The sequence below is a fragment of the Polaribacter litoreus genome (assembly GCF_054584775.1).
Genome location: NZ_JBTLRD010000003.1, coordinates 212,057 through 234,595, shown reverse-complemented (window position 1 = coordinate 234,595; position 22,539 = coordinate 212,057). Strand labels below are relative to the sequence as shown.

Genomic DNA, 22,539 nt, shown 5'->3' with positions numbered 1-22,539 from the left:
ATAGAATGCTTCAACTATAATTCACTTTTTAAACAACCGATATTTAATTAACACTAAACGTCCATACACGACCAATAGATTTTGCCCCATGTTGATCTTTTACATCAACTCGCCAAGAATAAGTTTTACCCGATGCTACTGAAACTGAATATGATTTTACAGCCACATTATCATCTTGTAAAGATAAGTTATTAGCTTCACCAAAGTATACTTCATAAGTTAGTGTATCATTTGAATTTACGTCTGCAGCATCCCAAGTTAAATTTACGGAACCCGAATTAATTTGGCTGTTGTTTTCTGGTGTTAATGGTGCTGATGTAAATGGTGCGTAGTTTGTAACAATATCACCCTGAGTAAAAAAAGCGTAGGTTTCAGATGCTGTGCCTTGATTATTGTTTACGTCTAAAGCATCAACTTTCCAATAATACGCGGTTTCTTGCTCTAAATTTATAGTAACTTGAGTATTAGATATTATTCTATTTTCAATAACATTTGTTAAAGCCCTATCTTTTGCAATGATGATATTGTACTCAACTTCGTCATCTTCAGGATCAATAGCTGTGCTCCAATTAAAAGCAATGGTATTATCAATACATAGCAAATTTTCACTTGGATATATGAGTGATACTGCTGTTGGAGCTTGATTAGTTGCCTTTTTTGAACATTGAAATGCTATTAAACAAAAGCAAATTAAAAGTAAGGTGTTTAATTGCTTCATTGTTTTAAAATTTTAATTGGTTTAGCATCTTTAAGAGATAGTTTTAAAATATAGATTCCTTTGGCAAAAGTATTGAACGGAATTTTTATGATATCTGATGTTGTTTTATGATTTTGATGATAAATAAGTTTACCTGTGATATCAAAAATATTTGTTTCAATATTTGGATTGTTGATGTTAGAAGATAAGCGCAGTTCAATAAAATCTTTTACAGGATTTTTGATAACAATAACTTGAGGTGTACTATTATTACTAGACAATAAATCGTTAATATTTTTTTCAAAAACACCCTCACATGCTATGGCTGTTTTTACAGTTAATATTCCTGATTCGTTGATATTCAAATCAAAATTTTTGCTACTCGAAAGTCCAATTAACTCATTATTTAAAAACACTTCAAATGGTGGTGTACCTTTTAAAATTTCAAAAGAATACGTGTTAGATTCGTTTTTAGCAGCTACTTTTAAGTCTATTTGTTGAGCTTCTTCGACAATAACTTCATAGCAATGGTTAGTATTTAGCGCTACAGTTTCTATACATATTTGATAATTACCAGGGGCTAAATTAGCAAGTTCAAAACCTGAGCTAGGTATGTTTTCTTCGATATTTGTGTTAGTGCCCAAAATTGTTAAGGTATAGCTATGCGTTGCATCTAAAATATTTACAGTAATTATTCCGTCATTTAAGTCTTGACAAGACTCAGCAGTTGTTTTTATAACAAAGTTGTTATCGCCAATAGCTTCAACAATAGTTATGGTATAATCTTCGGTTTCTCCCCATTCTGTAAGATGATCAGCATCGCAAGCACCTTCACCAAATCCGTTTGAGGGATCATCATATTCTAAAACAACTCTCATTCTTGTTTCGCCAACCCTAGCATTGTTAGGTACAGTTATACTTAATAAAGCAGTAGCAATATCTTCGGTTCTTGTACCTAAATTATATCGTTCTGTATCAATATCAAATTCAAAATCTTGATTCCAATCTATAAAAACGTAGCAATGGTCTTGATAACCAGCAGTATCAAAAGTAACACTAATTTGTGTTTCTTTGCCTTTAACCAGTACAGTATTTATTGCTGTAAAATCTTGATAACCATCTTCTGTATCGTTACCAGAGTTATTATTAATATTACCAAAAGTAACGTTAGATATGTATTCAGATCCACCAGCTTCATCTGTAAAAGTAGATGAACAGTACACGCCTAGTTTTGTGGTGAAGTTAAACGTGTCAGAAAAAACACCTTCACCACATTTATTTTTGGGTTTTACTCTCCAAAAATATTGCGTAACACTAGAAATATTATTGGGCGTATAAGTGTTGGTAGCAACAGTTGCAGCTGAAATAATATTAGAAAATGAAGCATCTGTAGCCACTTCAACCTCATAAGAAGTAGCATTGTTATCTAAGGTCCACATTAATGTTTCATTTAAATTTGTTGCAGTTGCACCATTAGAAGGCGATGTTAGCGTTAAGGGGTTGAATTCAGGAGAAATCAGTTTAAAATTAACATTTAATGGCTGTGTTACAGATGCTGATGTACCAATAACGTTTATTTCATAATCACCCACTGTTTTTTCGTCAAGGTTAGAAACTATCATGCTGATATTACCATCTGCACTAATTGTAGAAGAACTGAAAGTTACGTTAGCACCTTCTGGTTGTCCTGTTGCAGTAAGTGTAACTACTTCAGAAAAACTATTTATAAAATCGAAACTTAAAGTATACGTCACACTTTCATTACCAGTATTACAAGCGCTTTGAAATCCTGTTGTATTATTCATTACAAAAGTTGGAGCAGTAGATCTTATGGTAAAATCTATTGCATTTACATTGTAAAAAATATTATCAGCAGCTTCTATCATTATTCTTGCTGAGTCTGTGGCATTGTTTGGTATTAATACTTCTTCTGTACCATCGTTTGGAGAGTTGGATTTTAAAGTGATTGGAAATGTTACACCTCCATCAACAGAGAGTTTAATATTTACTAAAGAACAATTAATAGGTGAGGTATCAGTTTCACCTTTATTCCAAGTTATGGTTTGTGTAGAACCTGTATTCCAAGTTACAGCAGTAGTAGGAGCAGTAACCGAAAAAGGAGTTGCATCTACAACCTCAATTTTTACATCATCTCTAGCAGTGTTTCCTCCTCTAGAATCATTGTCTCTAACCGTAAACGCAAAATCAAGTTGTCTAGCCACGGAAGGCAAAACCTCCCAAGTAGTAGAGGTGTTTCCTGCAACGATAGTAGCTAAATCAGGAAAATACCTAACAGGAACATCTTTTGAGGGTAGTGACCTAAAAAGTGGTCCTACTGCATTTGTTGCCACTGGAGGCATTGTAGCAGATTCATTATCTATTTGTTCCCAATTGTAGGTTAAAGAACTTGTACCATCAACATCTGTTGCTGTACCTGTTAATTTAAACGGAGTTGATTTGGGAATTGAAAAATCAGCCCCTGCATTTGCAGTTGGAGCTGTATTATTGGTTGTTGTTACTGTAGCACAACTCGCAGAAGTGTTTAAGAGATTTAAAATTTGTGCAATACTTACTGCGTGAAAATAATCATCACTATTACCATTTGAATTTCCTGATTTTACATCTGGCGAACAAATTCCTGCATATCCCATAATAGTTGAACCACTACCAGGCTCTACAGCTGTTGCATCTGTTCTGTTACAATCGTTATTTTGAGTGTGAGTAGCACCAAATTGATGTCCTAATTCATGTATTACTAAATCTATATCATAAGCATCACCAACAGGAGCACCCAAACCAGTTACACCTCTTGCTTTTTGGTTGCTTATGCAAGCACTACCTAAAATTGCAGCACCGTCTAAAGAACCACCACCAGTACTAAACACATGGCCTACATCATAATTAGCATCACCAACATTCGAGTCTATAATAGCTTGTATCTCATTAATAAGTGTACCTGTAGATTCATCTGTCATCCCATCAGTTTCAGCATCTAAAAAAATAATTGCATCATTATTGGCTACTAACTCTAATTTTATGGCAATTTCTCTTCCTAAAACGCCATTAATTCTTGTCATAGAAGTATTCATAGCAGATAAAACTGCGGCTTTTTTTTCTTGATCTGTAGCTGAATCTGAAATATTCTGTTGAGTTGGCCCTAAATGAAATTGTGCATATTCACCAGTACAGGCTAACGCCATTCTAAACGTTCTAAATGTACCATCGTTTGTTTTTTGTTGATTGTTTGATGAAAATGCTGTTTTAGTATGAGATTCTACCAAGCATTTAAAATCTTCATCTGCTTTTGGTAAATTTATGCTTTGATAAACAATATAATTTTTATTGTTTTTTGTATAAGGATCGATGTATAAATTCGGTTTAGTCTTAGAAAATACAACCCCATGAAATCCATCTGTACCCCAGCTAATTTTAGCAATTGTATTCGGATTTGTAATACTTTGAGCAGTATAAGAGGTTATATTTGGATATTTTTGTTGTAAGATAATATCAAAATTAGAATCTTCTTGAATGCTAAAAAGTGCTAAATTACCATTAGCATCCGGTAATTCTATAAATTTTTCTTTTGATGATTTATTACGAATACTATTCTCAAAAATTTCTTTATTGAAACTTACTATTTCGTATTTCGTAGGAAAGTTTTTTTTGTGATAAATTTCTTTTTTAGAAAGTGTAAAACTTGCTTTTTTTTGTTTTGTCCATAATTTTTGGGCTAAAATTACGTGTTGACCTAAAAATATGAATCCTAAAAAAAGAAAAAGGGGTAATCTATTTTTCATAAAAGTGTATTTAACATACATTATAGTTTCAAATATAATGAAATATTTACCTTTGTAATTACTATTATGGCTAGAAATATACTGTTAAAAGACTTGTCTTTTAAAGATTTTAAAGAAACTTGGGATTATCAAACTGAACTTTTACAAGAAATTGTAGATGTTAAGATTTCTAATCGTAGAAATGACTTGCAAAAAACTACTAAAAATCACTTTTTGTTTGTTGAGCATCCGCATGTGTACACCTTAGGCAAAAGTGGTGATATGAGTAATTTACTGTTGAATGAAAATCAACTTAAAGAAAAAGGAGCTACTTTTTACAAAATTAACAGAGGTGGAGATGTTACTTATCATGGCCCAGGACAAATTGTAGGTTACCCAATTTTAGATTTAGAAAATTTCTTTACAGATATTCATAAATACCTGCGTTTATTAGAAGAAACCATTATTTTAACCATTGCAGAATATGGAATAAAAGGCACAAGAAGCGAAGGTGAAACAGGTGTTTGGCTTGATGTTGGTACCCCTTTTGCTCGTAAAATTTGTGCTATGGGGATTCGTTCTTCTAGGTGGGTAACTATGCATGGTTTTGCTTTAAATGCAAATGTGAATTTAGGCTATTTTGACAATATTATTCCTTGTGGAATTAAAGGTAAAGCAGTTACTTCTATGGAAGCTGAATTGAATAGAAAGGTTGATTTAGAAGAAGTAAAAACTAAAATTTTAAAGCATTTTAAAACACTTTTTGAGGTTGATGAGTTTTTGGTTGATAGTTAATGGTTAGTGGTTGATGGAATTATATGATTTTCCTTAACTAACAACTAACAACTAACAACTAACAACTAACAAACAAACCTATTTCTCTTCGTTAAAATACACTTTGTAATATTTCATTTTCTTCTCTTCATCATAACCTCTTTCTAAATATTCTGAGGCTGCATCTGGTGCATCTACATCTAATTTTATACTGATATTTGTATCTAACTTTATTTCTGTTTTTAACTTGCTTTTTTCTTTCTTTAAAACAACTCCAGAAACATCAAAATTATTACGGATTAAAACATCATTTAAATCTTCATAGTGTTTTTTATAATCTTCGAACAAATCTTTGTGTTTGTCTTCTTCAAAAATTTCGTCTTTAAATTCGTGATAATCTACAGCTTCATGCTCTTTAAAATAATCTACTGTATTTGCTAAGAAATTACCTTGTTCGTGTTTCCCAAATTCTGGTTTTATAACCTCTTCAGAAAACTCTTTACACAACTCTAAATAGTTCTGAGTATGTGAGTTATAATCATCTGCTAATTTTACAGATAAGAAGTTTTTAATCCAATATTGGGCATCGTAATTGTTGTTATCTACAGAAAAAACAACTGTACCTTCTGTATCTGATGTATTTAAAATTAAACAACCTTTGTCTATTCTTTTGGTTGATATTCCTTTTTGAACCACAACATCAAAACTATCATTATCATCTAAATAGGTCTGAAAAAAATCGACCTTATTTTCGATTTTAAAAACTCCAATTGCCTCTGTTAAAACATCTTTATACTCTAAACCTTCTATAAAAACTACAATTACATCTCCTGTTTTAATTTGAGCAGAATTCGATTGTTCGTACAAATGATTCACAATGTTTTTAGAGTATTCTATAAACGTATTTTCGTCTTTAAAAACTTCTGATGCATAATTATTTAACTCATTTAAACGCACATCTGCATGATGAGAAAAACGATAACTTTGTGTTAAACTACCAAATGGTTTTAATAAAAAACTCTTCATTAAATCGTAACCTTCTTGATCGAAACGAATTAAATCTTCTGAAAGCACATTTTGACCGCTATTGAATTTATTAGCGACTTTGTGTAAAATGCATTTGGTGATTTCGGCTCTTGTTTTTTTAATCATCATCTAGAAATTTGGAGCGTAAAAATAGTTGAACTTTTTTAAATAATTTGAAGTTATTTACTAAAGTTTGCAAACAAGTTTAGCCCTGATTGAACGACTTGTTTGAGCTCTTTTTTGCTTTTTGGAGCAAAAAAAGCGAGTAGTGAAAGCAGGAAATAGCTTCTAAAAAAAATTATAACTTCAACTTTAATTGTTCTGGCAACAACTTAAATGTTTTTCTATGGTATTTTGTGGCACCAAATTCACGAATGGCATTTCTGTGTTCTTTGGTTGGGTAACCTTTGTTTTTTTGCCAATTGTACATGGGTAATTCTTGATGAATTTTAGCCATATACTCATCTCTATAGGTTTTTGCCAACACAGATGCTGCTGCAATACTTAGATATTTTGAATCGCCTTTTACAATAGTTTTGTGTGGAATGTCTTTATAATTACGAAACTTATTGCCATCTATAATGATAAATTCTGGCGTAATTTTTAGTTGATCTAAAGACCTGTGCATACCTGTAATTGAAGCTTGAAGTACGTTTATTTTATCAACTTCTTCTTGCCAAATAAAAGAAACCCCAAAAGCCAAAGCATTTTGTTCTATAAAAGGTCTTAATTCGTCTCTCTTTTTTTCTGACAATTGCTTGGAATCATTTAAAAATGGATGTGTAAAATCTTTAGGCAAAATAACAGCTGCAGCCACAACAGGACCAGACAAACAGCCTCTACCAGCTTCGTCTGTACCTGCTTCTAAAGTAAAACCACTAAAATTTGATTGTAACATTTTACAAAGAAAAGAAAGTTTTGTAAAGGTTTGTTTTTTTTGATAAAAATTCTGTAAAGAATTAACAGATTTCATTAAATTTATTAACGAATCTTTTCGTTTTATTATTTTACATTTGCTACGCAGATTTTTACTATGTTAAGACACTCTTTTTTATTTTTTTTATTAGTTGTTATTGTAAATCATGCGCTGTGCGCTCAACAAATTAGAGGTGCTAGTGGAGGTGGTTTCTCTTCTAATCAAAAAACGGATAGCCTTTCTTTAGAAACTAAAGTAGTTTTATCGGGTAAAACAAAATATACCGATTATAAAATTATTTCTCATAATAGAGATACATCTTATGTAGACACCACGCTTACTCTACAAAAAGAATATAAGTTTAATTATTTAAGAAAAGATAATTTTGAGTTTTTAGAATTCCATAATCAAGGACAAACACACAATAAATTAGGCTATACTTTTAATGATTTAAATAAGTTGCCAGATATTGGATATACTGCAAAACAAGTTAGTTATTTAGAGGTTGATGATATTAAATATTTTAAAGTACCCACACCAACCACAGAAATTTTATACAGAACAGGTTTACAGCAAGGGCAGGTAGTTGATGCAATTTTTACCGTAAATTTTTCAAGAAGATTAAACTTTTCTATGTCTTATAAGGGATTACGATCTCAAGGAGCTTATAGAAGAACTTTGGTTAGTAATGGAAATTTTAGAGGAACTTTTAACTATAGAACAGAGAATAATCAATACGAAGTTAGGGGGCATTATGCTTCTCAAGATTTTTTTCATCAAGAAAATGGTGGGCTAACTCCAGAAATGCTAGAAAATTTTATTAATGAGGATGAAAATTTTGATCAACGTTCTCGATTAGATGTAAACTTAACAGATGCCGAAAGTCAGTTTGATAGTAATCGAATATATTTAGAACATAGTTACAAGTTAATTGCTAATAAAGATACCATTAACGATAAAGATTTTAGCAACTTAAAAGTAGGGCATGTTTTTACAAATGAAAATAAAAGTTTTCGTTTTGACCAATCTACTACTACAACTGCCATTTTTGGCTCTGCTAATGCCATAAGTGAGGTTGATAAAACTGCTAAAAGTAAAATTACTAACAATGAATTGAATCTAGAATTCAATTCGAAATATGTCTTAGGTAAATTTAAAGCTAAAGCTAACTTAACTAGTTATTCTTATGGATATGATACTATTTTAAATAGCAGCGAAAAAATAGATAAGTTAAAATTAGAAGGCAATGCTATTTCTTTTGGGGCAGACTGGAAAGCCAAAATTAAAAACTTTCAGTTAAATGCAGATGCGTCTATAACTCCTGGTTTAGGTAGGTTGTCTGGTAATTATGTTAGGGGAGAGGCTGTTTATAATAAAGATAGCATTTTTGCTGTAAAAGCAAGCATTTTGTTGAATTCTAAATCGCCAAATTTTAATACGCTTTTGCATCAAAGTGGTTATGATGATTACAACTGGCTAAACGATACGTTTAGCAATGTAAATACAAGAAATTTAGGGTTTGCTTTTACCTCTAAATGGTTAAATGCTGATGTAAACTTTACCAACATAGATAATTTTACTTTTTTTAATGCAAATAATACTCCTCAACAATTTGAAAACCAGATTGTATATTTAAAAGCAAAGGTAAATCGCGAGTTTAAATTTTGGAAATTAGCTTTAGACAATACTGTAATGTATCAAAATGTTAGTAGCGGAAGTTCTGTTTTTAGAGTTCCAGAATTGGTAACAAGAAATACCTTTTACTATGCTGATGATTGGTTCGAAGGCAAGCCAATGTTGGTAAATATTGGAATCACCTTTAAATATTTTACCAAGTACTTTGCAAATGCTTACAATCCGTTATTAGGTGAATTTACTTTACAAAATTCAGAAGAAATTGGTTTTCCTACATTTGATGTTTTTTTTAATGCAAGAGTTCGTAGAACACGCTTGTATTTAAAAGTAGATAATGTAACCTCATCCTTTTCTAAAAAGAACTATTTTTCAGCGCCAAACTATCCTTATAGAGATTTTACAGTACGTTTTGGCTTGGTTTGGAATTGGTTTATTTAATAACTGGAGCTTACTTTTAGAATATTCATAAAACAAAACAGCCTTTTTTAAATTTTAAAAAAGGCTGTTTTTATGTCTTAAATGAAAATGTTACCCATTCATAGAAATTAAAAACTCATCGTTGTTTTTAGAGAATTTAATTCTATCGTTAATAAATTCCATTGCTTCTATAGGGTTCATATCTGCCAAATATTTACGCAACACCCACATTCTTTGTACGGTTTTATCATCTAACAATAAATCATCACGTCTTGTAGAAGATTTAATTAAATCGATAGCAGGATAAATACGTCTATTAGAAATATTACGATCTAACTGTAGTTCCATATTACCAGTTCCTTTAAACTCTTCAAAAATAACTTCATCCATTTTAGAACCAGTTTCTGTAAGTGCAGTGGCAATAATTGTTAAAGATCCACCACCTTCTATATTTCTTGCAGCACCAAAGAAACGTTTTGGTTTGTGTAATGCATTAGCATCTATACCCCCAGAAAGTATTTTTCCTGATGCAGGAGCAACAGTGTTGTAGGCTCTTGCTAAACGTGTAATAGAATCTAAAAGAATTACCACATCATGCCCACATTCTACCAAACGTTTTGCTTTTTCTAAAACAATATTTGCTACACGAACGTGTTTATCTGCAGGTTCATCAAAAGTAGAAGCAACAACTTCTCCACGAACACTTCTTTGCATATCTGTAACCTCTTCAGGTCTTTCATCAATTAACAAAACAATTTGATAAACTTCTGGATGATTCTTAGCAATTGCATTTGCAACATCTTTTAAAAGCATTGTTTTACCCGTTTTTGGTTGGGCAACAATCATACCTCTTTGTCCTTTTCCTATTGGCGAAAATAAATCGATAATTCTTGTTGATAAAGAACTACCTCTTTCTGCCAAATCGAACTTTTCTTGCGGAAACAAAGGTGTTAAATGCTCAAAAGAAACACGATCTCTAACAATGTTAGGGTTTAATCCGTTAATTTTTGAAACTCTAATTAAAGGGAAATATTTTTCGCCTTCTTTTGGCGGACGAACATTACCTCTAACAGTATCTCCAGTTTTTAAACCAAATAATTTAATTTGAGATTGAGACACGTAAATATCATCTGGTGATGATAAATAATTATAATCAGAAGAACGTAAAAAACCATAACCATCAGGCATCATTTCTAAAACACCTTCACTTTCTATAATACCATCAAACTCAAAATCAGGATCTTTATACCTATTGTTAGATTTATTACCTCTACTAGCTACAGTTTTTTTATCTCTACTATTGTCTTTAGATCTTGGTTTGTTATTTTGTTGAGAATTATTTTTATGTTGACTATTGTTTCTAGATGTATTCTTACTGTTATTATTGCGTTGTTGGTTGTTTTTTTGAACTGGATTTTGTTCTTTAACCTCTTTAACGTCAGTATTTTTTTCAGTTTCGGTTGCTGCTTTTTGTTCTTGAACAACCTCTTTTTTAGGTGTTCTTTTTGGTGCAGGTTTTTTGGTTGTTTTAGTTGCTTCTGATGAAGTTTCTTTAACAGACTTTACTTCATTGGCAGTTGCTTTCTTAACAACTCTTTTTCTTTTCGGCTTTTCTGCCTTTGGCTTTTCTACCTTTGGCTTTTCTTCAGTAGCTGCAGTTTTTTGTGCAGCTGCAGGATCAGCAGCTTGTTTATCTAATATTTGATACACCAAATCTAACTTTTTTAATTGGCTTGTTTTGGTAAGGCCAATAGATTTTGCAATTACTTGTAATTCAGTAAGTTTTTTTGCTTTTAGTTCAGAAATTTCGAACATTTATATATTAATTAAGTTATAGTAAGTCTTATACACTTAAGACGTTTAACAATTCTTTGTTTGAGTTTATAGTATTGTATATAGCACTATACAATATTTTTGTGCGGTTATTATGTGACAAATATATACTTTTTTTTTCACTTTTAACTTTTCTTTTTTTGAAAAAGAAATTCTACTTTTGTTTTATAATACATATATATGATTCAAAGAATACAAACCATTTATTTATTATTAGCTTCAATAGTTTCTGGAGGTTTAATTTTTGTATTTAATTTATGGAATACAACTAAAGAAAAAATATTTGTTGTAAATTTGTTTTCGAAAGAGGATGTTATGTTAAAAATAATTCCTTTTACGTTCATCATGTCTGCTATTTTATCAATTGTAACTGTTTTTCTATACAAAGACAGGAAATTACAATTTGTTATAGGACGTATTATTATATTGATAAACCTTTTTTTATTAGGATTATTGATTTATTTGTCTCTAAATTTATCTGGAGAAACCGCAGTTTCAGAGAAAGGTATTGGGATGTTTCTACCAATTGTAGCTATTTTGCTTATTGTTTTGGCAAACAAAGCTATTAAGAAGGATGAAGATCTTGTAAAATCTGTAGACAGATTGAGATAAAACTAACAAATAGTATATTTAGTGCGAAAAAAACCGAGATATTTCTCGGTTTTTTGCGTTTTTAAAAATAGCAGTTTTTACAAAATCTATAAAAAGCACCAAAATCTATAAAATTTGCTGTTTTTTAAAGTGCTGATAAATAGCTATTTAAAAGAGTGCTCTCCCCATAAATGGGGAGGCGCCTCCCCATTTATGGGGAGAGAAAAATTTCACCATAAATGGGGATTGTGTAATCTAAATTAGTAGTATAAATTTGTAGTGTAACAATGAAAGAAAAGATTTACGTTCACGTAGCTGATGATCACAAGATAGTAATTGATGGTATCAAAGCTGTACTAAATACTGATAAGGATATAGAGTTTAATGGATACTCTTTAACTGGCAAGCAAGTATTAAATTGGTTCGATAATCCAGAAAATAAGGCAGACGTTTTAGTATTAGATATTACAATGCCTATTATAGACGGAATTGGAGTTTTAAAACACTTTAAAGATAATAACATCAGTCAAAATGTTGTAATCGTGTCGAGTTATGATGATATTAAGATTGTACAAGAAATGTTAAATCTTGGTTGCAATGCTTACATCACCAAAAATAACGCTGGAGAATTTATTATTGATGCCATAAAAGCGGTAGTAAGAGGAGAACAGTTTTTTACGCCAAGTATTCAAAAAGAACTAATAAAAGCCTTATCAGGGCAAAAAGTATCAGATCGCGATTTACCAGATAAGTATTTGATAGAAAGCTTAAGCGATAGAGAATTAGAAGTATTAAAATTAATAACAGAGCAGTACAGTACTCCAGAAATTGCAGAAATGCTTAGTCTAGGTATTAGTACTATAGATTCACACAGAAAAAATTTATTAAAAAAATTAAAAGTAAAAAACTCAGTAGGTTTAGCAATGTATGCGGTAAAACATAAAATCGTCTAAATTATTATTTCAAATTTTTGACTAAGATTTTAGTTAACCCCTAAAAAATTTGAAAGGTTTTCCCCAATATTATTTACCTTTTATTGTATGCATTGTAGAACCTGCCTGTAGTTACGTAGTTAAAATAGTCTAAATTTAAAATTAAAACCATGAAAAAAAATTGTGTATTAGCATTAGCAGTAGCCGTTAGTGTAGCATTTTCTTCTTGTTCTAACGAAGAAACAACTAGCTTAGAAAACAACTCGTCGGGTTTGTTAAAAACCTATCAAATTAAAAGGGATGCAACAGGAGCTTATTCCGTTGATTTTGATGTAGAAGATTATACCAAAGTAGATAAGTTTACAGAGGGTAATAATAATGAATTTTTACTATCACCAGCAAAAGTAGCACAAACAGCTAAAAGTATCTCTCAAGAATTAGTTATAGATAATAGTAACTTAAAAGTTAGTTTTGTAGATGCAAACTCAGATAAAAGTGCATACATTTCTATTACTGATGATAATATAAGTCTTCAAAGAAAAGAAAATGGAATTAAACTAGCATCTTACAGTGTAGAAGGAAACCAAGATGGTACATATGATTTATTTTTCGATGTAAAAAATGATGTAGATGTTTCTTTTGTGTATAATGAATCAATTAGTACTTATGAGGTGCATTTGAAAGATGGTGCTGGAAGTGAAACTAGTTTTTCTAGAACTTTAGAAAAAGAAGAAGGGAAACCATTAAAAATTGATTTTGTAAATTATATTAGTAATCCAAACGCAAAATCTTCTGATTTTTTAATGGTAACAAGAAAACCTGAGGTTATAATTAATTAAAAAAAATATTAATTGATAACATTTAAAAGTATACTTCTATCAATTACTATTCTTTTTCAAGCTTTACCTAGTTTAAAATCTTATAAAGGATTAGCATCTTCGTATAAAATTTTAAATAAAAAACAAGATAGTGTTACATATAAAAAATTAGTTGAAATTGATAGTATCTATAAGGAAAAACAATTTGATTTAGCTCTAAAAAAAGCTTTTCAAATTCTAGATTCTGTTGGTCAGGACGAAATAGATATTAACCTAAAGACTAATTTTTTAATAGGTAATATATTTTATGAAACGCTAAGTTTTAAGAATGGAATAAAGTATTTCAAGAAAAATGTTAACTTAATTTTAAAAGATTCTTTATTAAAAGAAGATGATAATTTTAGTAATAAATACAATCTTCATTTGGTAGAGAATCTTCTTAGATTGGGTAGTTCCTATCACAAATTAAAAGAGAGAGATTCATTACAGGTTTATAAAGATAGTACTCTATTTTTTTATAAAAAGGTTATAAGTTTTGATGAATATAATCCGTTAGTGTTAGATACGAAAGCTATTGCGTACAGTAACTTATCTGCACTATATATCAATGATAGTTTGTATGATAAAGCTGAAATTTATGCTAATAAATCAATAGAAATTCATAAATCTAGAAATGATAATGTTAACCATGCAGCTGCTCTCGGAAACTTAGCAAGTATTTATTTAATTCAAAAAAAATACAACACAGCTAAAGATTATTATCTAAAAGCCCTTGATTTAATAAAAAATAACGAGAGTTCTAAATCAATAAGATTCAAATCAAGTTTATATTTTAATTTGGCTTGGGCTTTAAGAAATTTAAAAGATTACAAGGCATATGATTTTCAAGAAATTTCCTATGAAATAAGAGATGAGCTAAGAGATAATGAATTTAGAAGTGCAATAAAAAAAATAAATGCTGAATATAATGTTGATGTCGCAAAAAAAATAGTAAGACAAGAAGAAGAAAATAAAAGATTAAAGCAACAACGTACCTTTTGGATTTTAGGCGTTGTAGCTTTATTAATTATTTCATCCTTAACCTATATCATCAATTTAAATAAATTAAAACAGAAAAATTTGGCATTAAGTTTTTCACAAAAAGAACTACTTAAAAACAAAGAAATTGAAAAAATTAAAGCAGAATCTCAAGCAAGAATTTTAAACGCAACTATAGATGGTAAAGAGTCTGAGAGAAAACAAATTGCAGAAATTTTACATGATAGTGTAAGTGCCTTGTTATCTTCAGCAAATTTACATTTACAAGCTACAAGAAAACAATTTAATGGTAAAACCCCTGTAGAAATTGATAAAACTCAACGAATAATTGAAGAAGCATCAGATAAAGTAAGAGGCTTGTCTCATAATTTGGTGTCCTCCGTTTTATTAAAATTTGGTTTAATGTTTGCAATAAGAGATCTCGCAGATAAATTCTCTAATTCAGAATTAACCTTAGATACGGATATTAGTGAAATTAGAAGGTATTCGCAAAATTTTGAAATTAAAGTCCACAATATAATTTTAGAATTTGTAAACAATGTAATAAAACATAGCAAAGCAAACAACGCACTCATACAATTAAAAGAAGAAAATAAGGTTCTTTATCTTAAAATTTCTGATGATGGCATAGGTTTCGATAAAAATAAAATCGATGTAAAAGATGGTTTAGGAATCAATCAAATTAAAGCTAGAATACGAATGATGAAAGGTAAATTTCATATCAAGTCCTCAAACAACAACGGAACACAAATATCAGTAGAACTTCCTGTTTTAGAAATCGAAGAATTTAACCACGTTTAGCCAATTCTATAATTTCTAAATTTTTTATTTCTCCTTTTTGCAGTTCAAAACGAAGCATAGTTCTTATTTTATGAAAACCATGATTGCCTGCAGCTCCAGGATTTAAGTGTAATACATTTAGTTTTTTATCAAATTGTACTTTTAAAATATGAGAATGTCCAGCAATAAATATTTTTGGAGGATTTTTACTGAGCTCTTCACGAATTCTTAAATTATATTTATTAGGATATCCACCTATATGAGTCATCCAAACAGAAACATTTTCAATATTAAATTTGTTGTCTAAAGGAAATTCAGCCCTAGCATCTTTATCATCAATATTGCCATAAACTGCACGTAAAGGTTTTATTTTTTTTATAGCATCAGTAACCTTTAAATTCCCAATATCGCCTGCATGCCAAACTTCATCCGCTTGTTTTACAAACTTTAAAATTTGATCATCAATATAACTATGTGTGTCAGATAATAATAAGATTTTTTTCACATTTCAAAAGTAATCATAACAAAATAAATTATGTAATTTTGGTCTCTTCAAAAACACATTTTCTTGAGATATTTTATAGAGCTTTCTTACAATGGAAAAAATTATCATGGTTGGCAAATTCAGCCAGATGTTATTTCTGTGCAAGAAAAATTAAATAATGCACTAAGTACAATTTATCAAGAAAAAATAGAAGTTGTGGGTGCAGGAAGAACAGATACAGGTGTGCATGCAACACAAATGTTTGCTCATTTTAATATTGATACCCCATTAAAAGATAAAATTGTATTTAAATTAAATTCAATTTTACCAAACGATATTTCTGTACAGCAGGTTTTTTTGGTTGATGATGAAAAACACGCAAGATTCGATGCTAAATCTAGAAGTTACGAATATAAAATTTGGTTAGGTAGAAATCCGTTTTTGTTAGATTTTTCTTGGCAGATTCATTCTCAAAAACCAAATGTAACTTTAATGAATGAAGCCGCAAAATTACTTTTAGAATACACAAATTTCCAAACTTTTTCTAAAGTAAAAACTGAAGTGTACACTTTTAATTGCGATGTTACAGAGGCTTTTTGGCAACAAAAAGGAGACGAACTAACGTTCCATATTTCTGCAAATCGTTTTTTAAGAAATATGGTAAGAGCAATTGTTGGTACTTTAATTGATGTTGGTTTAGGTAAATTATCTGTAGATGATTTTAGAAAAATAATAGAAAGTAGAAATAGAGGAAATGCAGGATTGTCAGTTCCTGCAAAAGGATTATTTTTAACAAAAATAAAATATTAAGTTTTGGCAGAAAAAACAGGGAATGCTTTTGATATGCAAATTTTTTCGAGACTAATGTCTTTTGCAAAACGCTATCGTTTGTATTTTTTTATTGCATCTTCATCAACTATATTATTAGCCTTATTTTCGGTTTTATCACCTTTGGTTTTAATAAATACGGTTAACGATTATATTTTATCTAATGATAAAGTTGGTTTGCGTAATTATGCCTTAATCATGTTGGTTATTTTGTTGATAGAAGTTTCGCTTCAGTTTTCATTCATTTATTTTGCAAATTGGGTTGGGCAACATATTATTAGAGATATAAGAGCAAAAATATTCAGACATATTTTACAGTTTAAAATGTCTTATTTCGATAATAATTCTGTGGGTAAATTAGTAACAAGAGTTGTTTCTGATATCGAAACCATAGCTGCTTTTTTTAGCAATGGTGTGTTTACCATTTTAAGTGATATTCTAAAAATGTTAGCAGTAACTGTAGTAATGTTAGTGTTAAATTGGAAATTAGCATTAATCACTTTATCAATTTTACCCATTTTAATTTATGCTACAAAATTGTTTCAAGTGGCAATTAAAGCTACTTTTCAAGAAGTTAGAAATCAAGTTGCCAATTTAAACGGATTTGTTCAAGAGCGAGTAACAGGTATGAAAATTGTACAATTGTTTAATCGTGAAAACATTGAATATCAGAATTTTAAAGAAATTAACGATAAGCACAAAAAAGCAAATATTAAAACCATTTGGTATTTTTCAATCTTTTTTCCGATTGCAGAAATTTTATCATCCATAGGTATTGGACTAATTGTTTGGTTTGGTGGTGGACAAGTTGTGCAAGATTCTGGTATTTCTATTGGTATGATAATGGGTTTTATACAATTTGCACAAATGTTATTTAGACCTTTACGCCAAATTGCAGATAAATTTAATCAATTACAAATGGGTATTGTTGCTGGCGAACGTGTTTTTAAAGTGATAGATACTGATAGCAGCATCACCAAAAACGGAACAATTAAAGCTGAAAAATTAAAAGGTGATATCAGTTTAGATGATGTTAAATTTAGTTATGTTAAAGACGAACTTGTTCTAAAAGGGGTTTCTTTAGAAGTTAAATCTGGACAAACTATTGCCATTGTTGGTGCAACTGGAGCAGGAAAATCGACCATTATTAATTTGATAAATCGCTTTTACGAAATAGATGGTGGTAGTATAAAAATAGACGGAATTTCTGTAGACGATTATACTTTAGAAAGTTTAAGAAATCAAGTTGCCATTGTATTACAAGATGTTTTTTTATTTTCAGATTCTATTCTGAATAACATCACTTTAAAAGATGAAAACATCACTTTAAAAGAAGTTGAAAAAGCCGCAAAACAAATTGGTATTCACGATTTTATAATGACACTTCCTGGAGGTTATCATTATAATGTAAAAGAACGTGGAGCAATGTTATCTTCAGGACAAAGACAATTAATTGCTTTTTTAAGAGCTTATGTTAGCAAACCAAGTATCTTAATTTTAGACGAAGCTACTTCTTCTGTAGATGCTCATGCAGAACAAATGATTCAATTTGCAACAGAAACCATTACCAAAGACAGAACATCAATTGTAATTGCACACAGATTAGCAACCATACAAAAAGCAGATCAAATTGTTGTAATGGATAAAGGATTGATCGTAGAACAAGGTTCGCATCAAGAGTTGTTAGAAAAAGAAAATGGCTACTATAAAAATTTGTACGACAAGCAGTTTAGTTTAGATGTAGCTTCTTAAAATACTTCGCAAAACCATCAATTTAAACACAATTACTTTTTAAACGAGTTAAAAAAAGATTTTTTAGAGATAAAAAACAGTTTATCATACCTCTATTTTTGTATCGTAATAAATTATTAATCAATACAAAAACATAAATTATGAAAAAACTAGGAATATCAATATTGGTAATTGCAGCTTTAGTAATCACATCTTGTAAAAACGAAACCAAAAAAGAAATTAATGAAGAGACTACTGAAATAGGAAACGAAATTAATGAAGGATTAGAAGAAGCTGGAGACGAGTTAAATGAATTTGGAAATGATGTAAAATCTGCTTTCGATGATATTTCAATTCCAGAATTTGATGATGAAAAAGCAGAAGCGCATTTAAAATCTTACGCTGCTTATGTAAAAACACAAATGGATAAAGGCGCAGAAAATATTAAAAACTCTGAGTTTGCAAAAGAAACTGAAGAGTTTGCTGAGAAAAGCGAAATGTACATTAAAAATTTAAGTGCAGAAGCCAAAGCCTCTTTTAAAGCTACAATGGATAAAATTGATGCAAAAGTAAAAGAAATTGAAAATGATATGGAATCCTAATTGGATATCATTAAAAAAATATAAAATTAAAAAGCTCTCAAATTTTGAGAGCTTTTTTTTATTTTAAATACTGTCTTTTTTTATTTTTTCTATCAATTCATCTTGGGTGGTGTACAAAACAAATTCACCATCTTTAATGTAAGAAATTTCGCCTGTTTCTTCAGAAACCAATAAACAAATAGCATCTGTTTTTTCGGTTACGCCAATTGCAGCTCTGTGTCTTAAACCAAATCTTGCTGGTATTTTTGTGCTATCAGAAATAGGTAAAACCACTCTTGTAGCCACAACATAATTATCTCTAATAATGGTGGCACCATCGTGCAAAGGACTGTTTTTAAAAAATATACTTTCTAAGATCACCTCATTTACTAAAGCATTCATTTGGTCTCCAGTATTCACTAAAAAGTCTAAACTATTGGTGCGTTCAATAACAATTAAAGCACCAGTTTTGTTTTTAGACATGTTGTTGCAAGCTCTTACAATTTTTTCAGCTTCAATTTCAGAACCAATTTCGGTTTGTAAAAACTTAAGTTGCTTTAAAAAACTTTTTTTGTTAGAGAAGTTTGTCGTACCAATCATCAGCAAAAATTTACGTATTTCTTGCTGAAAAACTATAATTAAAGCAATAACACCACCAGAAAGTAAGTAGCCTAAAATACCACTTAGCATTTCCATTTTTAAGGCTTGTGTTATTTTCCAGATTAAGAAAATTAATGCAATACCAATAAAAATATTAATGGCAACAGTACCTTTTAATAATTTATAAATATAGTAGAGTAGTATTGCTACTAGCAAAATATCTAAAATATCTAAAAAAGAAAATTCAATAAAATCTAACACGTAAAAGATACATTTTAGGTAAAAGTACTAATAAATTCTGTGAGTACCATATCAGTTTTTTATATCTGCATCAGATAATAAAAGCGGATATTTTTCTCGAATTAATTTAATTTTCGATTCAAGTAATTTATCTTGATGATTCGTTTTTTTATAATCTTCTAATAAGCTTACATAATTTCTGTTGTACAATTTTACCGCCAATTTATTTCTTAAATGTGTGTAAGCCGCATTTAAATGATCTATTGTTAAAATATAAGTTTCGTAATTGGTGTTTCTATCTGTTTTTACAGAGATAAAAGCTTTTGTTGGATGATCTGATGAGGTTGATAATTGTTGTCCTTGGCACCAATCACAGGGTTTGTTTTGGGTATCTAAACCACCACCATTATCTATAAAATCGATAGCAATTTGTTTTAAAGTTTTTGGTGATACAATTTCACCTTCTACAAAAATTTCGTTTTTAAGGTTGATGTTTACCTCTAAAATGTTCTTGTCTTTAATGGTTAATGCCGCTGCTGATGGATCTTTCTTCGGAATTTTTCTGTTAATTCCTGCATCAACATTCATAGTTGTTGTTACCAAAAAGAAGATTAATAATAAAAATGCGATGTCTGCCATAGACCCTGCATTAATTTCTGGAGATTCTTTTCTACTCATAATACCTAGTTTTTAAAAGTTAATAAATTTGATTTTTTTTCCTCTTGATAAATTCAAGAAGCTTATTAAAGTTTAGGTAAGTTGAGTTAACATTTTTTTAACAAAAAGAGTGCCAAAGAATTAATTACTAGAATAGTTCTATTTTGATATTTAGAAAATTATAATAATAACCAAAATTCATTTTAACAATGGTTTCTTTTCCAAACTCTTTTTGTTTTGTAAATTTATAACAACAAATCAAACACCATTATGAAAACAAAATTACTAGTATTCTTTTGCAGCATTTTTATTTTTATTTCTTGTAATTCATCCTTAGAAAAGGAAGAGAAAAAAGAGAATTATGTAGCAGACAATTACACCAAAAAAGAAGTAGATATTACAATGCGAGATGGCATAAAACTGCATACTACAATCTATTCGCCTAAAGATACTTCTAAAAAATATCCAATTTTAATGCAAAGAACGCCTTATAGTTCTAAACCTTATGGAGATGGAATGAAAACTAAAATTGGACCAAATATTCATTTAATGAAAGAAGGTAATATTATTGTTTATCAAGATGTTAGAGGTAGATGGATGAGTGAAGGCGTTTACGATAATATGCGAGCGTACAAACCCAATAAAAAAGAAAATGAATCTGATGAGGTTTCTGATACTTATGATACCATTGATTGGTTAGTGAAAAACGTAGAAAATAATAACGGAAATGTGGGTACTTGGGGAATTTCTTATCCTGGGCATTATGCAACAGTTTCTGCAATAGATGCGCATCCTGCATTAAAAGCGGCTTCTCCACAAGCTTGTATTGGCGATTTTTTCTTTGACGATTTTCATCATAATGGAGCTTTTTTATTAAGTTATTTTAGAGCCATTTCTTTGTTTGGTACTTATAAAGATACTCCAACAGACACTTCTTGGTATTCTTTTCCAAAGATGAATTCGCAAGATCAATATCAATTTTTCTTAGATAAAGGACCATTAAAAAATTTAAATGAGTTTTTTCAGTATGATAAATTAGACGTTAATGCAACAGCTTCGAAAGATAGAATTGATGATTTTTTCTGGAAAGAAATTGTAGAGCATCCAAATTACGATGAAAATTGGAAGAGTAAAGGAATAATACAACACATGGATAAAGTACCAAGTACTGTAGCAACTATGATTGTTGGGGGTTGGTTTGATGCTGAAGATTTATACGGACCTTTAGAAACCTATAAAGGGATAGAAAAAAACGGAAAAGATAATTACAATACTTTGGTTTTCGGGCCTTGGGATCATGGGAAATGGGCAAGAAATACCGTAAAAAATACAGTTGGTAATTATTATTTTGGCGATTCAATTTCTTTAAAATTTCAATCAGAAATAGAAACAAAATTTTTTAACCATTTCTTAAAAGGTAAAGGTGATAAAAATTCAGGTTTACCAGAAGCTTATGTTTTTGATTCAGGTAAAAAAGAATGGAAATCTTACGATTCATGGCCACCAAAAAATGTAGTGAAAGAAGATTGGTTTTTGTCTGAAAATCAAGAATTAACTTCGGATAAAAAATCAACATCAAAAATTAATTTTATTAGTGATATCAAACGTCCTGTACCTTATTCTGAGGATATTAAAACCGTTTTTACACCTAGAAAATACATGACAGACGATCAGCGTTTTGCAGCGAGAAGACCTGATGTTTTGGTTTTTGAAACGGATGTTTTAACTGAAGACTTTACATTAGCTGGAGATATTTTAGCGAAACTAAAAGTAGCAACTACAGGAACTGCAGCAGATTGGATTGTAAAGGTGATTGATGTTCATCCATCAGATACAAAAGAAGATAATGAAGGCTTACAAGATCATTTAAAAATGAGTAATTATCATTTAATGGTTAGGAGTGAAGTTTTAAGAGGGCGTTTTAGAAACAGTTTCGAAAAACCAGAACCTTTTACACCTAACAAAAAAACAGCTGTAAATATTAAATTGCAAGATGTTTTTCATACGTTTAAAAAAGGACATAAATTACAGATTCAAGTGCAAAGTACTTGGTTTCCTTTAATCGATTTAAATCCGCAAACGTATGTAGATAATATTTACAAAGCAGATGAGGCCGACTTTAAAACACAAACGCATACTGTTTTTACAGATTCTAGTATCGAGTTTTCTGTACTTAAAAATTAAA

The 22,539-nt window shown here is 29.9% G+C and carries 18 protein-coding genes; 10 read left to right on the top strand and 8 right to left on the bottom strand.

Going from position 1 to position 22,539, the window contains the following annotated elements; all coding sequences use genetic code 11:
* Positions 1–43: 43 nt before the first annotated feature.
* Entirely contained in the window at positions 44–718 is a 675-nt protein-coding gene (locus ACW9UN_RS03580; protein ID WP_459483941.1) for a glycoside hydrolase family 78 protein, read from the bottom strand.
* Positions 715–4,494, bottom strand: coding sequence for a reprolysin-like metallopeptidase (locus ACW9UN_RS03575; protein ID WP_459483939.1), 3,780 nt, complete (start codon positions 4,492–4,494; stop codon positions 715–717). The genes ACW9UN_RS03580 and ACW9UN_RS03575 overlap by 4 nt, the downstream gene beginning before the upstream one ends.
* Positions 4,495–4,560: 66 nt before the next feature.
* Here ACW9UN_RS03575 and lipB point away from each other — a divergent pair, with 66 nt between their 5' ends.
* Complete coding sequence (gene lipB / locus ACW9UN_RS03570; protein ID WP_459483937.1) at positions 4,561–5,268, top strand: lipoyl(octanoyl) transferase LipB; 708 nt, start codon at positions 4,561–4,563, stop codon at positions 5,266–5,268.
* A 78-nt stretch (positions 5,269–5,346) separates the two neighbouring features.
* Here lipB and ACW9UN_RS03565 read toward each other — a convergent pair whose 3' ends face one another.
* Together ACW9UN_RS03565 and rnhB are read right to left on the bottom strand one after the other, a co-directional pair.
* Positions 5,347–6,399: a nucleoid-associated protein gene (locus tag ACW9UN_RS03565; protein ID WP_459483936.1), complete on the bottom strand. Its 1,053-nt coding sequence runs from the start codon at positions 6,397–6,399 to the stop codon at positions 5,347–5,349.
* A 172-nt stretch (positions 6,400–6,571) separates the two neighbouring features.
* Entirely contained in the window at positions 6,572–7,171 is a 600-nt protein-coding gene (gene rnhB / locus ACW9UN_RS03560) for a ribonuclease HII (protein ID WP_459483934.1), read from the bottom strand.
* Positions 7,172–7,306: 135 nt separating this feature from the next.
* Here rnhB and ACW9UN_RS03555 point away from each other — a divergent pair, with 135 nt between their 5' ends.
* Positions 7,307–9,262, top strand: a complete 1,956-nt coding sequence (locus tag ACW9UN_RS03555; protein ID WP_459483932.1) for a putative porin — start codon at positions 7,307–7,309, stop codon at positions 9,260–9,262.
* A gap of 90 nt (positions 9,263–9,352) precedes the next feature.
* Here ACW9UN_RS03555 and rho read toward each other — a convergent pair whose 3' ends face one another.
* Positions 9,353–11,056: a transcription termination factor Rho gene (gene rho, locus ACW9UN_RS03550; protein WP_459483929.1), complete on the bottom strand. Its 1,704-nt coding sequence runs from the start codon at positions 11,054–11,056 to the stop codon at positions 9,353–9,355.
* A 198-nt stretch (positions 11,057–11,254) separates the two neighbouring features.
* On the opposite strand from rho, the gene ACW9UN_RS03545 reads away from it, so the two are divergent.
* From ACW9UN_RS03545 to ACW9UN_RS03530, 4 genes are all read left to right on the top strand, one after another.
* Positions 11,255–11,686, top strand: a complete 432-nt coding sequence (locus ACW9UN_RS03545) for a DUF4293 domain-containing protein (protein ID WP_459483927.1) — start codon at positions 11,255–11,257, stop codon at positions 11,684–11,686.
* 266 nt (positions 11,687–11,952) lie between these two features.
* Complete coding sequence (locus tag ACW9UN_RS03540) at positions 11,953–12,618, top strand: response regulator (protein ID WP_459483925.1); 666 nt, start codon at positions 11,953–11,955, stop codon at positions 12,616–12,618.
* Between the two features lie 149 nt (positions 12,619–12,767).
* Positions 12,768–13,436, top strand: a complete 669-nt coding sequence (locus tag ACW9UN_RS03535) for a hypothetical protein (RefSeq protein ID WP_459483924.1) — start codon at positions 12,768–12,770, stop codon at positions 13,434–13,436.
* A gap of 12 nt (positions 13,437–13,448) precedes the next feature.
* Positions 13,449–15,254: a tetratricopeptide repeat-containing sensor histidine kinase gene (locus tag ACW9UN_RS03530; RefSeq protein WP_459483922.1), complete on the top strand. Its 1,806-nt coding sequence runs from the start codon at positions 13,449–13,451 to the stop codon at positions 15,252–15,254.
* Here ACW9UN_RS03530 and ACW9UN_RS03525 read toward each other — a convergent pair.
* Positions 15,241–15,738, bottom strand: coding sequence for a metallophosphoesterase family protein (locus ACW9UN_RS03525; RefSeq protein WP_459483920.1), 498 nt, complete (start codon positions 15,736–15,738; stop codon positions 15,241–15,243). The two genes, ACW9UN_RS03530 and ACW9UN_RS03525, sit on opposite strands and share 14 nt — an antisense overlap.
* A 63-nt stretch (positions 15,739–15,801) precedes the next feature.
* On the opposite strand from ACW9UN_RS03525, the gene truA reads away from it, so the two are divergent.
* From truA to ACW9UN_RS03510, 3 genes are all read left to right on the top strand, one after another.
* Entirely contained in the window at positions 15,802–16,527 is a 726-nt protein-coding gene (truA, locus tag ACW9UN_RS03520) for a tRNA pseudouridine(38-40) synthase TruA (protein ID WP_459483917.1), read from the top strand.
* Between the two features lie 3 nt (positions 16,528–16,530).
* Positions 16,531–18,297, top strand: coding sequence for an ABC transporter ATP-binding protein (locus tag ACW9UN_RS03515; RefSeq protein ID WP_459483915.1), 1,767 nt, complete (start codon positions 16,531–16,533; stop codon positions 18,295–18,297).
* Positions 18,298–18,437: 140 nt separating this feature from the next.
* Positions 18,438–18,878, top strand: a complete 441-nt coding sequence (locus tag ACW9UN_RS03510) for a hypothetical protein (RefSeq protein WP_459483913.1) — start codon at positions 18,438–18,440, stop codon at positions 18,876–18,878.
* 63 nt (positions 18,879–18,941) lie between these two features.
* Here the strand turns inward: ACW9UN_RS03510 and cdaA are convergent, their stop codons facing one another.
* Together cdaA and ACW9UN_RS03500 are read right to left on the bottom strand one after the other, a co-directional pair.
* On the bottom strand, positions 18,942–19,718 hold the full coding sequence (cdaA, locus tag ACW9UN_RS03505; protein ID WP_459483911.1) for a diadenylate cyclase CdaA: 777 nt from the start codon (positions 19,716–19,718) through the stop codon (positions 18,942–18,944).
* Between the two features lie 51 nt (positions 19,719–19,769).
* A complete protein-coding gene (locus ACW9UN_RS03500) occupies positions 19,770–20,375 on the bottom strand; it encodes an ExbD/TolR family protein (RefSeq protein WP_459483910.1) in 606 nt (201 codons plus the stop codon).
* Between the two features lie 249 nt (positions 20,376–20,624).
* On the opposite strand from ACW9UN_RS03500, the gene ACW9UN_RS03495 reads away from it, so the two are divergent.
* A complete protein-coding gene (locus ACW9UN_RS03495; protein ID WP_459483908.1) occupies positions 20,625–22,538 on the top strand; it encodes a CocE/NonD family hydrolase in 1,914 nt (637 codons plus the stop codon).
* Position 22,539: the final 1 nt, after the last annotated feature.